The 425-nt window shown below is 60.5% G+C and carries 1 protein-coding gene; it reads left to right on the top strand.

Features of this window, described 5'->3' with window-relative positions; translation table 11 throughout:
- Positions 1-42: 42 nt before the first annotated feature.
- A partial coding sequence (locus EN818_RS30870) for a N,N-dimethylformamidase beta subunit family domain-containing protein (protein WP_348631431.1) occupies positions 43-425 on the top strand: 383 nt, incomplete at its 3' end.

Genomic DNA, 425 nt, shown 5'->3' with positions numbered 1-425 from the left:
TTCGTGAACCCTGCTCGGGCGGCGCCATGCAGGCCAGTCGCCTTGCTCGCCTCAACTTTCACCTATCATGCCTATGCCACGCACCGGATCGCCCTTGAAAGCCCGGAATACGAAATCTCGGAGCTGAGCGCCCTGCCGGTCCTCGACGAGGAACTGCAGACCCTGCAGCATATGCCGGAACTCGGGGCGTCACACTATGACCGGCATGTCGACGGTCATCCAATTTATGTGACGACGCGCCGGCGGCCGATCCTCAACATGACGCCCGACACCAGCAACTGGTCCTATAATGCCGATACCAGCATCAAGGCCTTACTGCACGCTCGCGAAATCGACCACGATATCGTGACCGACGACCTGCTTCACAATGAGGGGGTGTCGGCGCTGGACGGTTGTCGTGTCCTCATCACCGGGACCCATCCGGA

Origin of the sequence: Mesorhizobium sp. M3A.F.Ca.ET.175.01.1.1 (assembly GCF_004791945.1) — a bacterium.
Classification (GTDB): Bacteria; Pseudomonadota; Alphaproteobacteria; order Rhizobiales; family Rhizobiaceae; genus Mesorhizobium.
The sequence above is the reverse complement of the archived record's forward strand: the minus strand, read 5'-3'. Positions and strand labels throughout refer to the sequence as shown.